Raw genomic sequence first — 18,724 nt, forward strand, 5'->3', positions numbered from 1 at the left:
AGCCATTCTATCATGAATCATCGATTGAAGATTCCCGGTGGCCTGATGGCCGCCCTCAGTTCTTCTTGAAAGGCACTTTCATGCGGCAGAATTTCGCCCTTCGTCTGCTTTCCGGCGTGGCTTTTGCCTCAGCCCTTCTGGCAGCGACGGTCGCCCCCCGTCTTGCTGCGGCGCAGGACAACCCGGTTACGGAAGCCGTAGAGTTCACGCCGGAGAAGGTCAACACGTTTTCCGGTGCATTTCTGGCGGCCAGAACCGCTGATGTCGATCACGATTACGCGACTGCAATCGCCCTCTACCAGAAAGCGCTGAACTTCGAACCGGCCAACCTCGACATTCGCGAGCGCCTGATGGTGTCCTTGCTGATGAACGGGCAGCTTGACGAAAGCCTCAAGCATGTGGAGGCACTGAAGGGCGACGACGCCGTCGAGCGTATCACCACGATCGTGCGTGGGCTCGAAGCGATCCGCAAGGGGTCCTACGCCGATGCCGAAAAGATCCTGACTTACAAGGGCGGCAACGATCTGGACCGGCTGACCCATGCCCTGCTGATTGGCTGGGCAAAGGTTGGTGCCGGCAAGGGTGCGGAAGCAATCAAGCAGATCAAATCGCTTAAAGGCCCTGATTGGTTCAAGGTCTTCACGCAATATCATCTGGGTGCGATGGCGCTGGTGGCGGGCGATACTGCCACAGCCCGCAGCAACCTTAGCGCAGCCATCACCAGCCAGGAAGCCGTTGCCACGACGCCGGATACATTCATGCGATCGGTCATGGCGCTGGCCCGCCTTGAAGCGGCGCAGGGCAACAAGCAGAAGGCGCTCGATGCGATCTCTGTTGCCGAACGGCTGATGCTGAATTACGCGCCGCTCAAGGCTCTTCGCCAGAGCATCGAAAAGGGCGAAAAGCCGGAGCAGCAGGTCACCGACGCCACGCAAGGGGCCTCCGCCGTTCTCTTTTCCATCGGCAGTGCGCTGAACCGCCAGGGTGCCGAGGAGATGGTCTCGCTCTACTTGCAGATCTCGCATGCGCTTGATCCGAAGAGCGCCGATACGCTGATCCTGCTGGGTGGTATTGCCGAGAAGCTGGAGCAGCCGAAACAGGCAATCGAGCTCTATGGTCGCGTTCCGCAGGATTCGCCCATGCGGCGCATTTCCGAGCTGCAGCTGGGCCTGACACTAGCGCAGACAGGCGATGTGGACGGCGCGAAAGAACATCTGAAGAAGCTCATCGAATCCGATCCGACCGACATTCGCAGCTACATTGCTTACGGCAGCGTTCTTTCAGACGCCAAGGATTTTGCCGAGATGGCAAAGACCTATGACAAGGCGGTGGAAGTGGTCGGTCCGGCCCCTCGGCCCAGCGACTGGTCGGTGTTTTTCCAGCGCGGCATCGCCTATGAGCGTCTGAAGGAGTGGGACAAGGCCGAGCCCAACTTCCGCAAGGCGCTCGAACTGAACCCGGACCAGCCGCAGGTTCTCAACTACCTTGGCTATTCCTGGGTTGATATGAACCGCAACCTGGAAGACGGTCTCAACATGATCCGCAAGGCGGTGGATCTGCGGCCCGACGACGGATATATCGTAGATTCGCTCGGCTGGGCCTATTATCGCCTAGGCCGTTATGACGACGCGGTGACCGAGCTTGAGCGCGCGGTGCAGCTGCGAGCGGGCGATGCCACGATCAACGACCATCTGGGCGATGCCTACTGGCGCGTTGGACGGCAGCTGGAAGCGAAGTACCAGTGGCAACGTGCCCTGACCATGAAGCCGGAACTGACAGAAATCCCGAAGATCGAACAGAAGATCCGGGAAGGTCTCGCAGATGCCGGTCCGCCGCCGGTACAGACAGCCATGGCTTCTCCGGCAGCCACCGCACCTGCTGCTCCCCCTGCCGCAGCGCAGCCCAATGCACCGGTCACTGCCGATTACATCGTCAGCGAAGGCGATACGCTGTCCAAGATTGCGACGGATCGGCTGGGTGACAAGGAACGCGCGCGCGAAATTCTGGAGATGAATCCGGAACTCAAGCGTAACCCCAACCGGCTGTTTCCCGGCCAATTGATCAAGATTCCGGCTAAATCCAATTGAGCCCAACCGGAATGGTGATCGAAGCAGCGCGGGCGAAGATCAATCTCGCGCTGCATGTGACCGGTCAGCGCGCGGATGGCTATCATCTTCTCGATAGCCTTGTGACGTTCGCAGACTTCGGCGACGAGCTCGCCATTCGCCCATCTGCGCAGGACCGGTTCGAGATAACCGGGCGGTTTGCAGACACTCTGTCGATCGAGGCGGATAATCTCGTGACGCGGGCGCGAGACGGGTTGCGCGCCCTTGCCGCAGAACTCGAATACGAGACGTGTCCGGTCGACATCACGCTAACGAAGAGCCTGCCGCTCTCCTCCGGAATTGGTGGTGGCTCCGCAGATGCAGCGGCAACCTTGCGCGGCCTCGCTCGACTATGGAACCTGAACGTGCAGCGAGACCGGCTGGCAAAGCTTTGCCTGTCTCTTGGGGCGGACGTGCCGATGTGTCTTGCGTCCAGCCCTTTGATCGCACGTGGGATTGGCGAGGACATAGAACCGCTTGCCACCCTACCGCCCTTCTTCATACTGCTGATCAATCCGCTCAAACCCGTTTCAACGCCCCAGATATTCCGGTTGCTGACATCGAAGAGCAACGCGCCGCTACCTCCTTTTGATCCGGCGCAATCGGACTGGCTGGAGTATCTGGGGGCCCTCAGAAACGACCTTCAAGAACCTGCGCAGAGGCTGCTTCCGGAGATCGGGGAATGCCTCCGGCAGCTGGAGGAGAGCGGCGCGGAGGTCTCGCGCATGTCTGGATCGGGCGCCACGTGTTTTGGCCTCTACCGCGACGAAATGGCTCTGGAACGTGCAGCTTTGACGCTCCAGCAGACCAGGCCGCAGTGGTATGTCAGAGCGGGCCGAACTTTGGAAGGAAATGCACCATGAGCCGTATCGATGAGAGCCGTCCCTTCATTCCGGTCGGTATTGCCGTGCTGACCGTTTCCGACACTCGGCGGCTGGATAATGACAAATCCGGCGATACGCTGGTGCAGCGCATTCTGGAAGCGGGCCACGAACTCGTTGCTCGCGCAATCGTTGCCGACGACAAGGAGCAGATCTATGAGCAGGTCCGTAACTGGACGCTTGCAGAAGAAATCGACGTGGTGATCACCACCGGTGGCACGGGCTTTACCGGCCGGGATGTGACGCCGGAAGCACTGGAACCCCTGTTCGAAAAGCGTATGGATGGCTTCTCCGAAGTGTTTCACCGCATATCCTACGACAAGATCGGCACATCCACGATCCAGTCCCGCGCCACCGGCGGCGTTGCCAATGCGACCTTCATTTTTGTCCTGCCCGGTTCGCCCGGCGCCTGCAAGGACGCGTGGGACGGCATCCTGAAATGGCAGTTGGACTACCGCCATATGCCCTGCAATTTCGTGGAAATCATGCCACGGCTTGATGAGCACCTGAAGCGCGGCGGCAAAGCCTGACTAGATTAGCTACGCGCTGCAGCCCAGGCTGGAATCAGTTCGGAGATGAGCGTATGCGGCCGATTCCCCTCGACAAGGTCGGCAAGCCGCCTTGCGCGCGCACCCTTTGCTGAAGCCGCACTTTTTTGAATGAGAAGACCCTGCGCGAGCGGCGGATCCTTGCCGAACAGTCGCTGGATCAGCGACCTGCGGTAATTGCGGGATGGACTGAAGCGCGCGGGATGGCGCGTCAGCGAGATATGCTCGGCGACTTCATCAATCCAGCCGATTTGAGGGCGCGCTCCCGGCTCCAGAAGCATGAGCCACTCGCCACGCACCTCTCGCAGAACGCTTTCCAGATCCCACTGCGTATAGAACTTGCAACCCGCCGCATCCGCAACACGCGCAGACGCATCAGTGGAACCATGGTCGAGCACCGCAACGTCGCTGACCAGACCTTCCACAGCACCGGCAACCAGCACAGACAATGTCTGTGCCAGCTCGGATTCCTGATCATGGCATTCCATCAATACAGTCAGCATTCATGACCTTTATCGCATCGGCCCGAAAATTGCCATCAACAAAGGCGGCAGATTTTGTTCTTGCATTGTTCTCATTTTAACGATACGAATTTGAGTACGCCAGCGTTAAACATCTGGCTGGGAGTTTTCCATGAACGAGCTGTCTCAACTGCGGCAGGACGCTTTTGCGCCTGCTCACACGGCGGATATTGCCGATGCTCTGGTCCAGTCATCAGGTCTCAGGATCGAGGTGGACCGACGCCGTGGACGTGGTGCAGGCTTGAACCCGAGCGGCCGGTTCGAAGACCAGCGGAGAGAGCAGTTCGATGATGGCTGGCAGTCGCTGGAAGAACTCGAGCCTTTCAAGACCGAAGTCCAGATCGAGAAGCCGAAGACGGCTATCACCCGCAATGATTCACCCGATATTCCGTTTGACCGTTCCGTCAATCCGTATCGCGGCTGTGAGCACGGCTGCATCTATTGTTTTGCCAGACCAACCCATAGCTATATGGGGCTTTCGGCAGGGCTGGATTTTGAGGCCAAGCTCTTCGCGAAGCCCGATGCCCCTCGCCTGCTTGAGCGAGAGCTAAGCAAACCCGGATACAAGGTGAAGCCCATTGCGATCGGCACGAACACGGACCCTTATCAACGGATAGAGCGCGACTGGCGTATCATGCGGCAATTGCTGGAAGTGCTCGAGAAAGCCAACCATCCAGTCATGATCGTTACGAAGTCGGCGCTGGTAGCGAGGGATATCGATATTCTTGGCAAGATGGCCGCAAAAGGACTGGCCAAGGTAGCGATTTCCGTCACCACGCTTGACCGTAAGCTGGCGCGTCTGATGGAACCTCGTGCTTCGACGCCGACCAAGCGCCTGGAAGCGGTACGGCAGTTGACCGATGCAGGAATACCGACCGGCGTTCTCGCCTCTCCTCTTATTCCTGCGCTGAACGACCATGAGTTAGAGCGAATTCTGGATGCGGCACAGGCAGCTGGCGCTGTGTCTGCAAGCTACATTCTGCTGCGTCTGCCGTTGGAAGTCAGCCCGCTCTTCCGCGACTGGCTTCTGAGACACTATCCCGATCGCTACCGGCATGTGATGTCGCTGATAAAGTCGATGCGCGGCGGAAAAGACTATGATGCAGAATTTGGCAAGCGCATGAAAGGAGAAGGTCCCTATGCCTGGCAGATTTCGCGCCGTTTTGAAATGGCGACAAAGCGCCTTGGTCTTGCCCGTAGAGGTGTAGCACTGCGCGACGACCTTTTTGTTCGCCCCGATGGCGCCGGGGTCCAGCTGTCGCTTCTCTGATACCGCGACGGGATATGCGGCGACTACGTGCGGGTTTTACCAGAGATTTGTTCAATCGCACGCGAAGTCAGAAGTCAGCCATCGGAGCGGGCTCCTGAATTCGAACTAAGACTTGTCGTTTCGCTGACCGAGCGTGTTGCGAAACTAAAATGGACCGGCGCCGCCCCTGCTGGTCTTGCCCCGTTGGCCTGATCCCCTTGGGCCGGAAGCAGTGCCGCCTCATTTGCTTCAACGGGGCTTGCGGGAAATCGGGTGGGCGTGCGACTGATGCCGCATGTCACGACGCACGCCCCCCGATTCTCCTCCCGATCTTTTCTCTCTCGAACCGATCGTTCCGGATTTTTCGCTGGAGCAGATGGCGCGCAAGGCGGGGCATTGGCCGGTAGCCGGCACCGACGAAGCCGGACGCGGCCCCCTTGCCGGACCTGTTGTCGCTGCAGCAGTCATCCTGGATCCGGACCACATTCCCGCCGGATTGAACGATTCCAAGCAATTGACGCTGAAACAGCGTGAGGCGCTCTTCGTGGAGATCTGTGCAACGGCGCATATCTCAGTCGCCTCTTCCGGTCCCCGTCATATCGACGAGAAGAACATTCTTCGCGCCAGCCTTGATGCGATGCGCCGGGCTGTGGACGCCCTGCCGGTGAAAGCCGACTTTGTTCTGGTCGATGGACGGGATGTTCCCGCAGGGCTCTCCTGCCCAGGCAAAGCCGTTATTCAGGGCGACGCCCGTAGCCTTTCCATTGCCGCCGCTTCGATCATCGCCAAGGTGACGAGAGACCGGATGATGGCCCGCGCGGGAGATGTCTTCACAGCCTACGGATTTGCGCAGCATGCCGGCTATGGCACGGCCCAGCACCGTCGCGCCATCGAAGAGTACGGGCCGTGCGCACTGCACCGTATGAGTTTCAGGCCGCTACGACGAGATTGAACAAATTAATCGCTACCCGACGTGCTGTCAGTCAGAAGGACGATGCGCTGAATCAGATCAGCTGGGGTCGAACAGTCATCCCAGTTCATTGTAGCCAGGAACTCCAGATACAAAAAAGGCCGGGTTACCCCAGCCTTCCTGCAAAGTCGAATATCTTGGAGATCAGTTCAGGCGAGCCTTGACCTGAGCGACGGACTGAGAGAACAGAGCCTGCTGCGTCGCGGCATCAGCCTTGGCAGCAATAACCTTCTCGGCAGCAGCAACCGCCAAATCGACCGCGGCGGCGCGAACGGCGCCGATGGCATCGGCTTCGGCCTGGCGGATCTTCTGTTCCGAAAGAGCATTGCGGCGCGCGACGAATTCCTCCGTCTTCTGACGGGCTTCCTGCGTCAGGGCAGCGGCTTCACGTTCTGCGGAGGCAACGATCGCAGCGGCTTCAGCTTCGGCTTCCTTACGCTTGCGCTGGTACTCTGCGAGCAGAGCCTGCGCCTCTTCACGAAGGCGCTTGGCCTGATCGAGTTCCTCGCGGATGTTGGCGGCGCGCTTATCCAGCGACGAGGCCATCATACCAGGAACCTTGAGATAGACGAGGAGAAGAAGAAAGAGAACAAGGCCTACAAAGGCGAAGAATGTTGCATCAAATGCCATGTGATCAGGCTCCTACCTTTGCGGTTGCAACTGCAGCCCTGACGTCTTCGGCGCTGGCCTTGGGACCGATGAGCTGATCGACAATCGCAGACGCCGTCTCTTCAGCAATCGCACCAACTTCAGCAAAAGCTGCAGCCTTGATTTCAGAGATGCGAGCTTCGGCGGCGGCAAGCTTGCCTGCCAGTTCAGCTTCAATGGCTGCGCGGTCGGCATTTGCCTTGACCTTGGCTGCCTCACGTGCGCTTTCCGCGATCGCGCCACCCTTGGAACGGGCATCCGCCAGTTCCTTCTCATAGGTAGCCACGGCGGCGTCTGCCTCTGCCTTCAGGCGGGAGGCCTCATCGAGATCTTGTGCAATCCGATCATGACGGTGCTCGAGAATGCCGCCGATACGGGGCACGATCAACTTCTGCATGAGCAGATAGAAAAGGCCGAAAGTGATGACGAGCCAGAGCAGCTGCGACGCATAGGTCGACTGGTCGAAAGGCGGGAACACGCCAGTGCCGTGCTCATTGTGAGCGACACCCGTCTCCGTATGCACTTCACCTTGCGTGGCGCCATTGGCCGGCGCAGCTTGTTGCGCAAATGCCGGTGTCACGAACATCATCACCTCCAGGGGGTATTCAATAAGAAGGATCACGGCACACATAGTGGCGGCCGTGATCCGATCGGTTTGCCGGTTATTAGACGGCGAACAGCAGGAGGAGCGCTACGAGCAGCGAGAAGATGCCCAGAGCTTCCGTAACGGCGAAGCCGAATACCAGACGGCCGAACTGGCTGTCAGCAGCAGACGGGTTGCGAAGCGCGCCGGAGAGGTAGTTGCCGAAGATGTTGCCGAGGCCGAGAGCCGTACCAGCCATGCCAAAGCAAGCCAGACCTGCACCGATGAACTTTGCTGCTTCCGCTTCCATGTGTGAACTCCTTAGAATGGGTTGTTGCGGCGGTTGACTGACGCTTCAATACGCCAATGTCGTTCCTCAGTGACCGCCTGGGTGAACTGCATCGTTGAGGTACATGCATGTGAGTACCGCAAAGACGTAGGCCTGCAGGAAGGCTACGAGGAATTCCAGACCGGTCAGAGCGACCGTCATGATCAGGGGCAATGTCGCGCCACCGATACCGATTGCACCCAGGGTTCCAAGCGAAGCAACGAAGCCCGCGAACACCTTGAGGGTGATGTGTCCCGCCAGCATGTTGGCGAAAAGACGAACCGACAGAGAAATCGGACGGGACAGAAACGAGATGATTTCGATCGTGACAACCAGTGGCAAAAGTACGCCCGGGACACCGCTTGGCACGAAAACATTAAGGAAATGCAAGCCGTGCTTGTAGAAACCGTAGACGACAACAGTGCCGATAACGAACAGCGCGAGCGCGAAGGTGACGATGATCTGGCTAGTAACCGTGAAGAAGTACGGGAACATGCCGAGCAGGTTTGCAGTCAACACGAACATGAAGAGCGAGAAGACCATCGGGAAGAACTTCATCCCGTGGCTGCCCGCACCTTCGCGCAGCATGGAGGCGATGAACTCATAGGAAAGCTCGGCAACCGACTGCGAACGACCCGGGATCAGGCCACGATTGGCGGTCGAGAAGTAGAGAAAACCGGCGGCACAGGCAACCGTGGCGACCATAAACAGGGACGCATTGGTAAAGGAGAAATCGATACCACCAATTTCGATTGGCACGATCTTGAAGATCTGGAACTGATGCGTCGGGTCGTTCGCCACCGCTCTACCTTTTCTTTCCTCATGGCCGCCGCAATTGGCAGCTAGCCTCTAAATCCGAGCCTTAGCGCTTGTGGTCCGAGTCATCGCCGCGAGAAACACCCGGATCCGGGGTCGCAACCATGCCCATGGCACGAAGCACGTTCAGCACTCCGGCACAGAAACCAAGAAGAAGAAGAATGATCATCCCCCAAGGCGTCGTGCCGACAAAACGGTCGATCAGATAGCCAAGCATGGCGCCAACAGCGATGGCAGCAATGAACTCTGAAGAGATCTTCAACCCGAGAGCCATTCCCTTACGGCTTTCCTCTGATTGCTTTTCCTTCGCGGTTTCAATTGCCTCGCTGCGTTCCCTTGCCGCCAGTTTTGCGGAAAGAGCCTCGCGTCGTTGCTCCAGACTATCATCCCGGTTGTCGGTCATGCGCCTCTCCCTGGCTTCAGCAGACCTGATTTTCGGTCTCAAGCCTCTCTCGAAGCCTTGGGAAATAGCGCCTTCCGGCCCGTTTTGAAGTCGGGCGCAACATAGTTTTGCACGCCCCCATAGTCAAGGCGTTAACCGACACTCATCCAGAACAAATTTCTGACGAAAAATCAAATACTTGAGATTATCGATAATCAGCATGTGCTGTTGAAGTCGAGGAATCGGCGGTCCTCAGCTCCAGCCGCCGCCATAGGTGCGGTAGAAGACATGCAGCCCAATACGGCCTATCTTTTTCATGGTAGGTGCCCAGTTGGGACGGACATAGACCGCATGATAGTGAGTTGCGGAGCCAACTTCCTTCAACCATATCTTGCCCGCCGTGGTCGCCATGGCGACTTCCCTCGCCATTTTCCAATGCTCCTCCGAGCGGATACGATCCTTGATATCATCGCAGGCAAACGAGAACTGGCAGCGATTGCGCCAATCTTCGTTCTGGTAGACGACACCGCAGATCGTTTTGGGATAGGCAGGATTTCGAACGCGATTGAGGATGACCTGCGCGACGGCTGCCTGCCCCTTCACCGATTCGCCGCGCGCCTCGAAGTAGATGCCGGACGCCAGGCACTGTTGCTCCTGCGGCGAAAAAGCATCAGGCGGAAGGGGCGTTGCCGCCCATGCATGGTCCTCAGGCCCAATATCCGGGATGAAACGACCGTCATCCTTTTTTTCAGTCAGGATCGCATCGAATGGCGATTGCCGCGCAAAGTCGGGCTTGGCCGGGGCATAGGCCGTGGCAAGGATATCGGCTTTCGGATTGGTGACGAGTTTTGCCACCATAGGTGAAAGACCGGCGTCGGGTTTCTTTTCCTCCGAACGGCGGAAATAGAAGGCAGCGAGCTTCACCTCTTCGCTGGCCTTGGGCGCCTTGGCAAACGCAACCTGATCTTCGGCGCGGATGACGGGTGCGAGAAGCGAACTGCTGCGCTGAAGAATGGAACCGGCACTGAAGGCCCGCGGCGGCAACATGGGCACAACTGCCACCACCCTGCCCTTCTTCTGTGCACGGTTCACCCGGTCTTCGTCGGGAATATGCTGGTCTTCCTTCTTTCCCGCCACGATGGCAATCTTCTCGCCGTTCGGCAGGCTGAAGCCCGTATTTGAGACAAGACGCTCCTCACCCGGCGGAAAAGCAAGCTCTGCCGAATGGATGGACCCGGCGGGTGATTTTGTCATCACCATGCGCCACTGCGCACCAGAGCGATCAAAGCCGGACAGGAGATCACTCAGATCCCCGTGCGCTGGCAGGCTGGGGAATGCCAACCAGGCGGCAAGGCCGAACAGGGTGGGGGCTGCCCAGCGGTCGGCAAGCGAAATCCGCTTTCGGGCGATATTTCTCAAACTCGGCACAAGACAACTCCAACACGTCAACACTTGAGCGTGGAGAATCTAATATTAACCCTAATGGACGGTTAACCGACCTAAATGATACGCTGCCGCTCACGCGGGTGTGACAGGTTCAACGCACACCCCCGCAGGAAACGCCATCAAATGATGACGTGCGAACCAAGCTCGACCACGCGATTAGCGGGTAGATGGAAGTAATCGGAAGGATCCGTGGCTGTATTGGCAAGCCCGATGAAGAGCCTGTCCTGCCACATTGGCATGCCTGATTCGGCATCCGGCACAAGCTTTCGGCGTCCGAGATAGAAAGACGTCGACATGATGTCGAACTTGATGCCGCATTTGCGCAGATAACCCAGCGCCTGCGACACGTTGTGCGACTGCATGAAGCCATATCGAAGTTCGATGAGCGTGAAGCGCTCGTTGAGCTTTTCGACAGAGAACGAATTCTCCTGGGCCACGCGCGGTTTGTTGACCGTGCGAATGGTCAGGATCACATTTCTCTCGTGCAGCACGTGGTTATGCTTGAGATTGTGCATCAAGGCGGCAGGCGCGGATTCCGGATCGCTGGTGAGGAAAATGGCCGTTCCCGGCACGCTGACGGGTGCATGCTTGCTCTTGTTCTCGATGGATTTCTCGATCGAGGTGGCAAAGCTGGTGAGCGGCACGTCAATGCGCTTTGTCTTCTCGGCGAGGATGAGTGTACCGCGCTTCCAAGTCCACATGACAATGGTGAAGCCCGCCGCCATCATGACAGGCACATAGCCACCATCGTGGATCTTGAGCAGGTTTGCGCCCAGGAAAACGACTTCGAGTGCAAGAAGCGGCGCGAGCGCCAGGGCCGCGACCCAGCGGGGCCAGCGCCAGCGCGCACGGACGAATTCGAAGGCCATCATGGTCGTCACCACCATGGCTCCCGTAACCGAGATTCCATAGGCCGTAGCGAGCGCATCGGAACTTTCGAAACCGAGGACGAGTGCCAAAACGCCGATCAGGAGAACCAGATTGACGGCCGGCAGGAAGATCTGCCCGGTATTCGTCTCAGACGTGAACAGGATCTGCATGCGCGGCAGATAACCAAGGTGAATGGCCTGCCGGACAAGCGAAAAGCCGCCGGTAATCACGGCCTGGCTGGCGATGATGGTTGCGGCTGTTGCCAGCAGGACCATGGGCAGAAGCGCCCAGGAGGGGAACATCAGGTAGAACGGATTCGATGCGGCTTCCGGGTTCTGCATGACCAATGCACCCTGCCCCAGATAGTTCAGCGTGAGCGCCGGAAAAACCAGAACGAACCAGGCCCACTGGATCGGGCGGCGCCCGAAATGTCCAAGATCCGCATAGAGCGCTTCAGCTCCTGTCACGGTCAGGAAGACAGCGCCCAGGACGACGATCCCAAGAAACCCCTCATTGAACAGAAAGGTGACCGCATAAACCGGGTTGAAAGCATAGAGGATGCTGAGATCATCGGTGATGTGCAGGACACCCCCCAGACCCATGGCGATGAACCAGAGAGCGGTAATCGGTCCAAAAAACCGCGAAACCTTGGCCGTGCCTTGAGACTGGATGGCAAACAGTGCGATCAGGATGACAATCGAGATCGGCAATACCCACTCGTCGAAGGCAGGCGTCACCAACTTCAACCCCTCGACGGCCGATAGAACCGAGAGGGCCGGGGTGATCATAGCATCGCCGAGAAACAGCGCGGCCCCGATAAGACCCAGGATGATGAGCGCCATCTTGTTTCCGCCAGCGGTCTTGATCAGCATGGCCAGCAAAGACAGTGTTCCGCCCTCGCCGTCGTTATCCGCACGCAGCAGAAAAAGAACATATTTGATGGTCACGATGATGGTGAGCGTCCAGATCATCAGGGAAATGATGCTGATAATCTCGACATTGGTCAGACCATCGGCGGAAACTGGCCGCAGCGCTTCGCGAAAAGCGTAGAGCGGACTGGTGCCGATGTCGCCATAGACGACGCCGATCGAACCCAGCGTGAGCGCCAGCATGTGCTTGAGGCTCTTGTCGTCGTGAACCTGTGCTTCAGTCTCGTGTGACATCCAAAGATCCGGCCTTTAGAGCCAGCCTTTCCAGCGGAAGAAGAAAAAGGGAATGATGGCGGAAAGCACCATGGCGAACAGGGCAAGCGGATAGCCCAGTTGCCAGGACAGTTCCGGCATATGTTGGAAATTCATGCCGTAGATCGATGCCACGAGTGTTGGTGGCAAAAAGACCACCGAGGCAATCGAGAAGATCTTGATGATGGCATTCTGCTCGACATTGATCAGGCCCAGTGAAGCATCCAGAAGGAAGGCTATATTACCTGCCACGAAACTGGCATGCTCCGAAAGCGTTGTTACGTCCTGTGCGACAGTTGCACACAGTTTGCGTACGTCCTCGTCCTTCTGGATGACGGAGGCATTCTGCAAAAAGGTCAGCAGGCGAGAGAGCGAGCCGAGACTGTCACGTACCTTTCCGACAAGGCGGTGAACCTCGGCGATTTCAGCCAACTTGCTTTCCAGGAATTTCGGTGGACGCCGCTCGGTTCGTTCGCGAAAGATATCTGTGGCCAGATGATCCACCCGAGACACCACGGTCTCCATGATCTCCGCCGTGCGATCCGCGATCGTCTCCAGAAGATGCGCCAGAAGGGTGCGCCCGTTACAAGTCTCCTCCGGTGCGCGGCCGAGCGCTGCGACAAAGAGGCTGAAGGACTTCGGGTCCGCGTAACGGACCGTGACAAGCCGTTCCGCCGTGAGAATGAACGCAACATCCGTGAGTTTGGAGTCTCGGCTGTCTGCGCGCCAGACCAGTGACCCGGTCATGTAGAGCGCGCCGTTTTCGGCATACAGCCGGCTGGACGGCTCGATATCCTTCAACTCGTCCCGGGTGGGGATCGAGATGCTGAGAAGCTGCTCGACGAACCGATCCTCCTCGGATGTCGGATGATGGAGATCAATCCATACGACATCGTCAGAAAGAAGAAATTCCGGCTTGTTGAGCGTCAGTTCGCTGACGGAACCGTTGGACAGGTAAGCGTTGATCAAGGGCATCTCCGTGCCGGTGCATCATGCACGGCACATTACAATAGTAGGACCTCAGTTCCGGTTCCCCGTCCCAAACGGGGGCGCGTATAAGACCTGCCCTTGATAAATGCAAGCAAAACGAATCCTTGCTTGCATTTGTATCAAACTGAAAGCGTCGGCTTCGCAGGTTATTCGAAGACAATGTTTGGTGCGGGTCTTGCCCGGCGCCCAGCCAATTGTTCCCAGACCTGGCGCGCAATACCCTTATACACTTCAGCGGCAGCGCCGTTAGGGTCAGCCACGACGACGGGCGTTCCTGCATCGGATTTCTCACGGATTTCCATGGTGAGTGGCACTTCGCCGAGGAATGGAACGCCAATCCTCTCTGCCTCTGCCCGAGCGCCGCCATGGCCGAAGATATCGTAGCGCTTGCCAGTATCCGGCGCGAGAAAATAGCTCATGTTCTCAATGATTCCGAGAAGTGGGACTTCTACTTTCCTGAACATGGCAATGCCCTTGCGCGCATCGATCAGGGCAAGATCCTGCGGCGTCGACACGATGACGGCACCGGCGAGGGGCACCTGCTGCGCCATAGTCAGTTGTGCGTCTCCCGTGCCGGGCGGCATGTCGACGATCAGAACATCGAGTTCGCCCCAGGCGACCTCGCGAAGCATTTGCAGAATGGCCGACTGTACCATCGGTCCGCGCCAGATCATGGCAGCATCCTCATCGACCAGATAGCCGATGGACATGGATTTGAGGCCATAATTTTCCATGGGCACGATGATGCGGTTGTCGATCTGTTTGGGCCGACCAGAAATCTTGAGCAGGCGCGGCACCGAAGGACCGTAGATATCGGCATCCAGCAGGCCGACCTTCAGACCATTGGCCATGAGACCCAACGCGAGATTGACGGCGGTCGTGGACTTTCCGACGCCGCCCTTGCCGGATGCGACAGCGATGATGGCGCCGACACCTGGAACACCGGCTTTCTGCGCTCGGCCGCCTTGCGCAGCATGTGAATGCCCGGCGTGAGAGTGGCCTGAATGGGAATGGCCGGAGTTCTGGGGCGGCGCTGCTGCGGGTTTAGCGCCAGCGGCGGCTCCTGCCTTGCGATCAGCCGTGAGGGTGACGAGTGCGCCTTTTACGCCCGGAATTGCTTTTACGGCCCGTTCGGCGGCTTGCCGCATGGGCTCAAGTTCTTCAGCACGCTCCGAGGGTACGCTGATGGAGAAATAGACCTTCCCATCTGCAATGAAGACATCCGACACCATGTTGCGGGAGATGAGATCGCCTTCCAGATCTGGTCCGCGCACCTTGCGGAGTCTATCGATGACAAGATCCTTGGTTACTTCGGCCATATCCGCTCGCTCCTGCTGTCTGCACCGGCAATTCCCGACCGATGATGTTATCGACTGCACATATAGTGAGCGCCGCGATGAAAGCGCAACCGCCAAGTACTGGTATGCGACATGTGAGACAATCGAGCGGTGGCTGGAAACGAAAACGCCGGATGGCGCTGCTGCAGTTGCAAGACCGCGCTACGCCATCCGGCGGTTTTTTTGATCGCGCCTCTGTGTGCGCTTTCCAGTCCCCTCTGGACCGCAGAAAGCTATGCACGAAGCGTGCCAAACTTCATTTTGCGCATGAACACGGCATTATTGCCAAGGTGGCAAACTCTTGAGGGATGATGAAAGATTGGCGCTGCCGAAACTTTAAGCTACAGAAGAACGAATTGCCTTGAAATGCCTTTCAGGCGATCAGATTGCTGCGGATCGCCTTGGCGACAGCCTGCGTGCGGTTGACGGCATCCAACTTCCGGGTCGCACGGTTGAGATAGTGGTTAACGGTATGCTCCGACAGGCTCAGGATTTCCGCGATTTCCGCACTCGTCTTGCCGGCAGCGGTCCATGTCAAACATGCAAGTTCGCGATCGGCCAGCTTGTCGTTGACCCGGATATCCTGCGAGCGCAGATGCGCCAGTTGGTGATAGACATGGTTGAGGCAGTAGGAGAGCGCCATCATCTCATAAAGGGAAAAGCCGACCCCCTGCCCACAAAGCCCTGCCCAACCCCGCTTGCCGGATGAATCATGGACCGGAAACACTGCGCCGCTGTCCATGCCAAAACGAGCGAACAATTCCCTGACCGCCTGGCTACCACGTTCTTCGGCTATATCCTTGAGGTCGAATTGGAAAGGCAGGACACTCACGCGGATCCTGTGGATGACTGGACTGCTGCCCAGGAATTTGTCCTGATCGAAAAGGGCGATAAGTTCAGGAGGGCCGTTGGTGATGATGGAGCTTGCGGAAAGCTCGGTCTCTGTTGGATCCGGCAGGTCTGCAACGACGAAAGCATTGCAGTTAAACTGCTCGGATAGCTGTCGCATCAGCCGAAAGATTTCAAACTGCGTCTGAATTCTCTCAAGTGCTGCCAGCCAATTGGCCACAAACGCCCGGTGAGCGGGAAAATCGGCAAATCCATCCATGAACTGGTATCGCATTTTCTTTGTTTATTTTAGAACATAATTGCATTAGCAATTCTAAATTAAATTAATACCGTGCATTCATTACGAAATTGCAAAATATGTTTAAATTTCTGATGTTCAATACACAATTGTATTACAAAAATCGAGTCTCAATCTGAATCTTTATCATCTGTCTTGATGGGCAGGACTGAGACCGTAGGCCATGTCTTCGGCGATCGAACCCGCGGCCCGGCGCACAGGCGCAACCCATTCTCCACGTTCCAGTGACCCTGCTCTGAACACCGGGGCTGTTACCGAAATTCCGCCGATGAAATTCTGGGAGGCAACGACAACCGAAGCGGCAACGCAGCATATTCCGGCCTGATGTTCTTCCAGGTCTTCTGCATAGCCGCGTTGCCGGATCAGGCCCAATGCGTCTCGAAGCGCGGCAGCATCCGTAATCGTACTGGCCGTATAACGGTGAAAGCGCACTTGCTGGACGAGGTCAGCAAGACGATCCTCCGCCAGACATGAAATGGCGGCCTTGCCGATGCCGGTGCAATAGACCGGCGATGCGTTTCCCACCTGGGAATGCATACGGACAGCCTGCCTGCTTTCCAGTTTGTCGAGATAAACAATTTCGGCTCCACGCAGCATTCCGAAATGGACGGTCTCCCCGGTGATATCATGCAGCACCTTCATATGCGGTTCTGCCAGCTTGCGCACGGTATTGCGTGCCCAGGCTCGGGAGGCGAATTTCAGGAGACGGATTCCCGGCTGATAGGCGCCGTCAGGTGATATGTCGACCAGACCCTCAACGACCAGATGACGAAGCTGCCGATGAAGGCTGCCTTTCGGCTGGCCCGTAAGCTTCAACAGATCGCTGAACCGCAAGGCATCCGGCGCCGATGCAATGAGATCCAGCAGATTGATCGCCTTGCCTAAAGTGCCTGTATCTTCGCTGGATGACATCGAAGCCTCGTTGTTCGCGCGCGCCTTCTTATTGACATCCAGACGATAATAGATGTTTTATTCCACATAGTCAAACATGTTTCCAAATAATGGAACTATCAGGCCTGTCGTGAAATCCATGAGTTCGCTACCCCCTGCCCCTTCCTTTCCCGATCTTCAGGATCGCGGCGTGCTGATCACCGGTGGCGGCTCCGGCATCGGCGCTGCGCTTACCGAGGCCTTTGCCATGCAGGGCGCGAGGGTCGCCTTCCTTGATTTTGCGGAAGAACCCTCGCAGCATCTTGCCGCCGGATTGAGCGCGAGAAGCCGGCATACGGTTCATTTCCTGAAAGCCGATCTGCGCAATGTGTCTGAAATCCGTTCCGCGGTGGAGGAGGCTATTCTCCGCCTCGGGGGGCTTGGGGTTCTGGTCAACAATGCGGCCCGAGACGACCGCCACGAGCTTCTCGACATGAGCGAGGACTATTGGGATGAAAACCAGGCCATCAACCTGAAGCACATGGCGTTTGCTGCCCAGGCTGCGGCTCCCGCTCTCATCCGCGACGGCAGGGGCGCGATCGTCAACATGTCCTCGATTGCCTTCATGCTGAATATGGGGGCAATGCCGAGCTATACGACCGCCAAGGCCGGCGTTCTGGGCCTGAACAAAAGCCTGGCCGGACGTCTGGGGCCGGAGGGTGTGCGCGTGAATGCCATCCTGCCGGGCATGGTGGTAACGGAGCGTCAATTGAAGCTCTGGCTGACGGAAGACGGCATGGCCGCGATGCGCGATCGGCAGTGCCTCAAGCGTAATCTTTTGCCCGCCGACATAGTGGGACCATGCCTGTTCCTGGCATCGTCCGCATCGGCGGGAATGACTGCACAATGGATAACCGTAGATGGAGGAGTGCTCTGATGAATGAGTCCGCCTATGTGGCCATAGACTGGGGCACGTCCAGCTTCCGGCTGTGGCTTATGGATAGAGATGATAATGTGCTGGCGGAGCGGCGCAGCGGCGAAGGCATGACGACGGCCGCCTCCATCGGCTTTGGTACTGTCCTGTCCTCCCACCTGCAGGCCGTTCAGGCAAGTGCTGCCCTGCCCGTGGTTATCTGCGGCATGGCGGGAGCCCGTCAGGGTTGGGTCGAGGCCGGTTATGTCGATGTCCCGGCAAGGCTTTCGACGGTTCTTTCAAATGCCGTCCGTGTTCCGGCGGAAGAGCGGGACATCCGGATTTTGCCGGGGATCGCCCAGCGTAGCGATACCATGCCCGATGTCATGCGCGGCGAGGAAACCCAATTGCTGGGCTCTGCCAGCACTGCCAGCCAACGGCTTGTCTGCATGCCGGGAACGCATTCGAAATGGGTGCGCGTGGATGGCGATGCCGTCACCAGCTTTTCGTCGTTCATGACCGGCGAAGTTTTCGACGCTCTGTCGAAGCATACGATCCTGAAACACGCCATGGCTGAGGCCGGCAGTTTCGATGGTTCCCATCCGGCCTTCATCGCTGCGGTGAAACAAGCGCGCGAAAACCCGGCCATGTTCACCAATCTCATTTTCACATGCCGGTCCGGACAGCTGTTGCACGGGCTGGATGCAACCTCGGCGGCGGCTCGATTGTCGGGCTTGCTGATTGGTACCGAATTCGCTGGCGGGCTTTCCATTGCCGGAACAGACGCAACCGTTCAGCTGGTCGCATCCGGCAAACTGCAAACCCTGTATGAAGCCGCATTCTCCGCCCTCGATCTCGACTTCGAGACCGTGGATGCGGATCTCGCCGTTCGCAACGGGCTTGCCTCAGCCGCCCATTCCCTCTTTTTTGCGCATTAGA

The 18,724-nt window shown here is 57.8% G+C and carries 19 protein-coding genes; 7 read left to right on the forward strand and 12 right to left on the reverse strand.

Annotation, left to right across the window (positions count from 1 at the left end; genetic code table 11):
* Positions 1–80: 80 nt before the first annotated feature.
* Genes E8M78_RS13750 through moaB form a run of 3 tightly spaced genes read left to right on the forward strand, consistent with a single transcriptional unit; the run spans position 81 to position 3,516 of the window.
* Entirely contained in the window at positions 81–2,087 is a 2,007-nt protein-coding gene (locus E8M78_RS13750; RefSeq protein WP_137135559.1) for a tetratricopeptide repeat protein, read from the forward strand.
* Positions 2,088–2,098: 11 nt separating this feature from the next.
* The gene (locus E8M78_RS13755) at positions 2,099–2,968 is read left to right on the forward strand and encodes a 4-(cytidine 5'-diphospho)-2-C-methyl-D-erythritol kinase (protein WP_137135560.1); all 870 of its coding nucleotides are present in this window, start codon (positions 2,099–2,101) and stop codon (positions 2,966–2,968) included.
* Entirely contained in the window at positions 2,965–3,516 is a 552-nt protein-coding gene (moaB, locus tag E8M78_RS13760; RefSeq protein WP_137135561.1) for a molybdenum cofactor biosynthesis protein B, read from the forward strand. The genes E8M78_RS13755 and moaB overlap by 4 nt, the downstream gene beginning before the upstream one ends.
* Before the next feature lie 5 nt (positions 3,517–3,521).
* Here moaB and E8M78_RS13765 read toward each other — a convergent pair whose 3' ends face one another.
* Positions 3,522–4,037, reverse strand: coding sequence for a glycosyl transferase (locus tag E8M78_RS13765; RefSeq protein ID WP_137135562.1), 516 nt, complete (start codon positions 4,035–4,037; stop codon positions 3,522–3,524).
* Positions 4,038–4,167: 130 nt separating this feature from the next.
* Here E8M78_RS13765 and E8M78_RS13770 point away from each other — a divergent pair, with 130 nt between their 5' ends.
* The gene (locus E8M78_RS13770) at positions 4,168–5,325 is read left to right on the forward strand and encodes a PA0069 family radical SAM protein (protein ID WP_137135563.1); all 1,158 of its coding nucleotides are present in this window, start codon (positions 4,168–4,170) and stop codon (positions 5,323–5,325) included.
* Positions 5,326–5,599: 274 nt separating this feature from the next.
* Entirely contained in the window at positions 5,600–6,256 is a 657-nt protein-coding gene (locus E8M78_RS13775; RefSeq protein ID WP_137135564.1) for a ribonuclease HII, read from the forward strand.
* Positions 6,257–6,418: 162 nt separating this feature from the next.
* On the opposite strand, the gene E8M78_RS13780 is transcribed toward E8M78_RS13775, so the two are convergent.
* The 11 genes from E8M78_RS13780 to E8M78_RS13830 all read right to left on the reverse strand — a co-directional run bounded on the left by E8M78_RS13780 (position 6,419) and on the right by E8M78_RS13830 (position 16,914).
* Positions 6,419–6,904, reverse strand: coding sequence for a F0F1 ATP synthase subunit B (locus E8M78_RS13780; protein ID WP_137135565.1), 486 nt, complete (start codon positions 6,902–6,904; stop codon positions 6,419–6,421).
* 4 nt (positions 6,905–6,908) lie between these two features.
* A complete protein-coding gene (locus tag E8M78_RS13785) occupies positions 6,909–7,508 on the reverse strand; it encodes a F0F1 ATP synthase subunit B (RefSeq protein WP_137135566.1) in 600 nt (199 codons plus the stop codon).
* A 79-nt stretch (positions 7,509–7,587) separates the two neighbouring features.
* Positions 7,588–7,815, reverse strand: a complete 228-nt coding sequence (locus tag E8M78_RS13790; protein ID WP_010026583.1) for a F0F1 ATP synthase subunit C — start codon at positions 7,813–7,815, stop codon at positions 7,588–7,590.
* Between the two features lie 66 nt (positions 7,816–7,881).
* Complete coding sequence (locus E8M78_RS13795; RefSeq protein ID WP_137135567.1) at positions 7,882–8,634, reverse strand: F0F1 ATP synthase subunit A; 753 nt, start codon at positions 8,632–8,634, stop codon at positions 7,882–7,884.
* Between the two features lie 61 nt (positions 8,635–8,695).
* Complete coding sequence (locus E8M78_RS13800; RefSeq protein WP_137135568.1) at positions 8,696–9,052, reverse strand: AtpZ/AtpI family protein; 357 nt, start codon at positions 9,050–9,052, stop codon at positions 8,696–8,698.
* 231 nt (positions 9,053–9,283) lie between these two features.
* On the reverse strand, positions 9,284–10,459 hold the full coding sequence (locus tag E8M78_RS13805; protein WP_246658321.1) for a cell wall hydrolase: 1,176 nt from the start codon (positions 10,457–10,459) through the stop codon (positions 9,284–9,286).
* A 137-nt stretch (positions 10,460–10,596) separates the two neighbouring features.
* Entirely contained in the window at positions 10,597–12,459 is a 1,863-nt protein-coding gene (locus tag E8M78_RS13810) for a potassium transporter Kup (RefSeq protein WP_246658339.1), read from the reverse strand.
* A 66-nt stretch (positions 12,460–12,525) separates the two neighbouring features.
* On the reverse strand, positions 12,526–13,497 hold the full coding sequence (locus E8M78_RS13815; protein ID WP_281405068.1) for a magnesium transporter CorA family protein: 972 nt from the start codon (positions 13,495–13,497) through the stop codon (positions 12,526–12,528).
* 167 nt (positions 13,498–13,664) lie between these two features.
* The gene (locus E8M78_RS13820; protein ID WP_137135571.1) at positions 13,665–14,837 is read right to left on the reverse strand and encodes an Mrp/NBP35 family ATP-binding protein; all 1,173 of its coding nucleotides are present in this window, start codon (positions 14,835–14,837) and stop codon (positions 13,665–13,667) included.
* Positions 14,838–15,228: 391 nt separating this feature from the next.
* Positions 15,229–15,963 (reverse strand): LuxR family transcriptional regulator, encoded by a 735-nt coding sequence (locus E8M78_RS13825; protein WP_137135572.1) that lies wholly within the window; start codon positions 15,961–15,963, stop codon positions 15,229–15,231.
* Between the two features lie 165 nt (positions 15,964–16,128).
* Positions 16,129–16,914, reverse strand: coding sequence for an IclR family transcriptional regulator (locus E8M78_RS13830; RefSeq protein ID WP_137135573.1), 786 nt, complete (start codon positions 16,912–16,914; stop codon positions 16,129–16,131).
* 118 nt (positions 16,915–17,032) lie between these two features.
* Here E8M78_RS13830 and E8M78_RS13835 point away from each other — a divergent pair, with 118 nt between their 5' ends.
* On the forward strand, positions 17,033–17,809 hold the full coding sequence (locus E8M78_RS13835; protein WP_137135574.1) for an SDR family oxidoreductase: 777 nt from the start codon (positions 17,033–17,035) through the stop codon (positions 17,807–17,809).
* The gene (locus E8M78_RS13840; protein WP_137135575.1) at positions 17,809–18,723 is read left to right on the forward strand and encodes a 2-dehydro-3-deoxygalactonokinase; all 915 of its coding nucleotides are present in this window, start codon (positions 17,809–17,811) and stop codon (positions 18,721–18,723) included. The genes E8M78_RS13835 and E8M78_RS13840 overlap by 1 nt, the downstream gene beginning before the upstream one ends.
* The last annotated feature ends 1 nt before the right edge of the window (position 18,724 follow it).

Origin of the sequence: Rhizobium sp. FKY42, assembly GCF_005222835.1 — a bacterium.
GTDB lineage: Bacteria > Pseudomonadota > Alphaproteobacteria > Rhizobiales > Rhizobiaceae > Neorhizobium.

What these genes read in the sequence shown, in the direction of transcription:
- E8M78_RS13830 (WP_137135573.1), bottom strand. Translation starts at nt 16,914, where the DNA reads ATGTCATCCAGCGAAGATACAGGCACTTTAGGCAAGGCGATCAATCTG.
- E8M78_RS13820 (WP_137135571.1), bottom strand. Translation starts at nt 14,837, where the DNA reads ATGGCCGAAGTAACCAAGGATCTTGTCATCGATAGACTCCGCAAGGTG.
- E8M78_RS13765 (WP_137135562.1), bottom strand. Translation starts at nt 4,037, where the DNA reads ATGCTGACTGTATTGATGGAATGCCATGATCAGGAATCCGAGCTGGCA.
- E8M78_RS13790 (WP_010026583.1), bottom strand. Translation starts at nt 7,815, where the DNA reads ATGGAAGCGGAAGCAGCAAAGTTCATCGGTGCAGGTCTGGCTTGCTTT.
- E8M78_RS13780 (WP_137135565.1), bottom strand. Translation starts at nt 6,904, where the DNA reads ATGGCATTTGATGCAACATTCTTCGCCTTTGTAGGCCTTGTTCTCTTT.
- E8M78_RS13770 (WP_137135563.1), top strand. Translation starts at nt 4,168, where the DNA reads ATGAACGAGCTGTCTCAACTGCGGCAGGACGCTTTTGCGCCTGCTCAC.
- E8M78_RS13840 (WP_137135575.1), top strand. Translation starts at nt 17,809, where the DNA reads ATGAATGAGTCCGCCTATGTGGCCATAGACTGGGGCACGTCCAGCTTC.
- E8M78_RS13810 (WP_246658339.1), bottom strand. Translation starts at nt 12,459, where the DNA reads ATGCTGGCGCTCACGCTGGGTTCGATCGGCGTCGTCTATGGCGACATC.
- E8M78_RS13775 (WP_137135564.1), top strand. Translation starts at nt 5,600, where the DNA reads ATGTCACGACGCACGCCCCCCGATTCTCCTCCCGATCTTTTCTCTCTC.
- E8M78_RS13825 (WP_137135572.1), bottom strand. Translation starts at nt 15,963, where the DNA reads ATGGATGGATTTGCCGATTTTCCCGCTCACCGGGCGTTTGTGGCCAAT.
- E8M78_RS13800 (WP_137135568.1), bottom strand. Translation starts at nt 9,052, where the DNA reads ATGACCGACAACCGGGATGATAGTCTGGAGCAACGACGCGAGGCTCTT.
- E8M78_RS13835 (WP_137135574.1), top strand. Translation starts at nt 17,033, where the DNA reads ATGAGTTCGCTACCCCCTGCCCCTTCCTTTCCCGATCTTCAGGATCGC.
- E8M78_RS13755 (WP_137135560.1), top strand. Translation starts at nt 2,099, where the DNA reads ATGGTGATCGAAGCAGCGCGGGCGAAGATCAATCTCGCGCTGCATGTG.
- E8M78_RS13785 (WP_137135566.1), bottom strand. Translation starts at nt 7,508, where the DNA reads ATGTTCGTGACACCGGCATTTGCGCAACAAGCTGCGCCGGCCAATGGC.
- E8M78_RS13750 (WP_137135559.1), top strand. Translation starts at nt 81, where the DNA reads ATGCGGCAGAATTTCGCCCTTCGTCTGCTTTCCGGCGTGGCTTTTGCC.
- moaB (WP_137135561.1), top strand. Translation starts at nt 2,965, where the DNA reads ATGAGCCGTATCGATGAGAGCCGTCCCTTCATTCCGGTCGGTATTGCC.